This window comes from Sulfuricaulis sp., assembly GCF_041499725.1.
Taxonomy (GTDB): domain Bacteria; phylum Pseudomonadota; class Gammaproteobacteria; order Acidiferrobacterales; family Sulfurifustaceae; genus Sulfuricaulis.
On record NZ_JBGQKW010000148.1, the window covers coordinates 1 to 2957 of the forward strand.

The following is a 2957-nucleotide window of genomic DNA, read 5'->3' on the forward strand; positions in this document are numbered from 1 at the left end:
AAAGCACCTCCAGGCCGCGCTCAATTTCAGCGCGCAACACCCCCAGTCGCGTGAGTTACTCGCCGGCCTGGAGTTGCAGAATGGCCGCTGGCACGAGGCGCAGCAGACTCTGGAGCAGGGTATCGAGAAGGTGCCGGCGCATTATCCCTTCACGCTGCTGCTGGCGCGGATTCAGATCGAACATGGCGCGGACCAGAAGGCACTCGCCGTCATGGAAGCCAGCCGTCAGGCCGGCGCGGGCAGCGCCGATTACATGGCGTTCCTCGCGGAACTTTATCGGCGCGCCGGCAATCATGCCGAGGCGACCAAGGCCTATACCGAGGCGATTAAGCTCAATCCGCGGGAAGGCCGGTCTTGGGTCGGCATGGGCATCTCACTCGAGGCCGCGCAGGACTGGAAAACCGCCGGTGACGCTTACCAGCGCGCCATTGACACCGGCTCGCTGGACGATAACTTGTTGAAATACGCCCGCCAGCGGCTGGCCGTCGTCAAGAACAAATAATTTGAACCGCCAAGTACCCCAAGAACGCCAAGGGATGCGGATTTAAAAAATATTTCCTGGCGTTGGGTAATTTTTTGTTCAGGCGCGCGCCACGACCCACACCCTAACCTCCATGGCTCCGCTCCGGAGCAGACTCTCGGCGAGTGCGTTCGCTGTGTGTCCACTGGTCATCACATCATCCACGATGGCAACACGCTGACCCGCGAAGGCGCCACCCGTCATGAACGCATCATGGACATTCTTGCGCCTTTGTTCGCGGGGTAACTCCGTCTGCGGCACCGTCGGGCGAATGCGCTGCGCGTCTTTCCAGTTGACCGGCAGTTCCAGGGTTTGCGCCACGAAGCGCGCGATCTCGAGTGACTGGTTGTAGCCACGTTCGCGAAGGCGCGATGAATGCAGTGGTACCGGCACGACCACGTCGGGAAGGGGATTGTTGAGGGCCTGAAGGTGGTTCGCAAGATACCCTCCCAGCAACCGCGAGAGTTCGAGACGGTCGTGGTATTTCAGATGCTGGATCAGTTTGTCCACCGGCGAGGCATATCGAAATGCCGCGCATGTGCAGACGTAAGCCGGCGGATGTGTCTGACATTCGCCGCACGCCACCCCCTCGACTTCCATGGCAGCGCCGTGCGCGGCGCAGCGCGGACACGCCCACTCCGTGCGCGGAAGCGAGCGCTCACACGCCGGGCAAAGATCTTTCCCCGCCGGTGCGCGCGCCGCGCATAGCAGGCAGTTTCCCGACCATAGCCCGTGATGGATATTCCCTTGGAAGTATGTGCTTAACGTAAAACGCTGAAACATAGCGGTAAAATCCTTAATGTATAGGCCGGTTAATTTTTTGACTCAGATATAAAGATTGAGTATTCCATCTCTTACACGAATACGGAAAACCCAAAAAATAACCTAAAGTCAAAAGCAAGATTATCCGGAATCTTCCAAAGACCTGTTCCGATGAAGCAACGGCGGTTGCGTTCCTAAACGAATAACGACCTTTCCGGAGGCATGTCCGGCCCGTCGCCTCTTTGACACGAGGCCCGGGAAAGGATAGCGTTGTCTCAAAAGAAGTTGGCAAAAGTCGGGAGACATACACCGTCCAAAGCAGTTCATTTCAATTCGAAACCGTAGCTTATATTCAGTAGCTATATAAGGACTATTTTAGGGTATGGTTTTTGCAATTGTATTGATTTTATTGGTTGTGGGTTCTGTCCTATTTCACCTCCTGAGCCCATGGTGGTTGACACCGCTAGCCTCTAATTGGGGCGCAATCGATGACACGATCAGCATCACGTTCTGGGTCACGGGGTTTGTCTTCGTCGCCATCAATTTGTTTATGGCCTATGCGGTGATCCGCTACCGTCACCGGAAGGGAGGACGGGCGGCATACGAACCCGAGAACAAGAAAGTGGAGGGGTGGCTCACGGGATTGACCGCTCTAGGTGTTATCGCCATGTTGGCCCCCGGCTTATTTGTATGGGCGAAATTCGTCGATGTCCCGGAAGACGCGGCGGTGTTTGAGGTCGTGGGCAAGCAGTGGCACTGGAGCTATCGCTTCCCCGGCAAGGACGGCGTGCTGGGCACCGTCGATGCCCGCTACGTCAGCGATAAAAACCCGTTTGGGCTGAATCCCGACGATCCCAACGGACAGGACGATGTGCTGGTAGCAAGCCCGGAGTTGCATCTCCCCCTCGGCAAGCCGGTCAAGGCGCTGCTCCGCTCTATAGATGTCCTGCACGACTTCACGGTACCGCAGTTCCGAGTCAAGATGGATCTGGTGCCGGGCCTGGTCACCTACGTCTGGTTCACCCCCATCCGAACCGGGACATTCGACATCATGTGCGAAGAATTATGCGGTATCGCACATTTCGCCATGCGCGGCAAAGTCATCGTGGAAGAAGAGCGCGTGTTTCAGGCGTGGTTAAGCAGCTATCCGACGTTCGCGCAATCCTCAGCTCAAGTAGCCGGCGATGCGGCGGCAGGCAAGCCACTCTATGCCGTGTGTGGTTCCTGTCACGGCTTGCAAGCGGAGGGTAACCCTGCGCTGAATGCACCGAAACTGAGTGGGCAAGGAGGCTGGTATCTGAAACGGCAATTGAAATATTTCAAGAGCGGTGCTCGGGGCACACACGACAAGGATGTGTTCGGTAAAATGATGGCACCGATGGCGGCGACGCTGAGTGATGACGCCGCTATCGATAATGTCATCGCTTATATCAAGACGCTGCCGGACAATCCTGCCCCGACCACGGTCAAGGGCAATGCGAAGAGCGGTCAAAAGCCTTTTGCGACCTGCGGCGCCTGTCACGGTGCTGATGGACGGGGCATACAGGCAACGAATGCCCCCCGGCTGGCGGGCATGAGTGATTGGTATTTGGTTACTCAATTGAAAAATTACCAACAGGGTATTCGCGGCGCCCATCCAAAAGACATGTACGGAAGCCAGATGGCATTGATGGCT

3 protein-coding genes are annotated in these 2957 nt (G+C 56.8%); 2 read left to right on the forward strand and 1 reads right to left on the reverse strand.

Annotated features, from left to right (window positions below; all coding sequences use genetic code 11):
• The coding region (locus ACC569_RS14390) for a tetratricopeptide repeat protein (protein ID WP_372524213.1) at positions 1 to 502 on the forward strand (502 nt) is incomplete at its 5' end.
• Between the two features lie 78 nt (positions 503 to 580).
• Here the strand turns inward: ACC569_RS14390 and ACC569_RS14395 are convergent.
• A complete protein-coding gene (locus ACC569_RS14395; protein ID WP_372524214.1) occupies positions 581 to 1303 on the reverse strand; it encodes a ComF family protein in 723 nt (240 codons plus the stop codon).
• Positions 1304 to 1664: 361 nt separating this feature from the next.
• On the opposite strand from ACC569_RS14395, the gene ACC569_RS14400 reads away from it, so the two are divergent.
• A partial coding sequence (locus ACC569_RS14400; RefSeq protein ID WP_372524215.1) for a c-type cytochrome occupies positions 1665 to 2957 on the forward strand: 1293 nt, incomplete at its 3' end.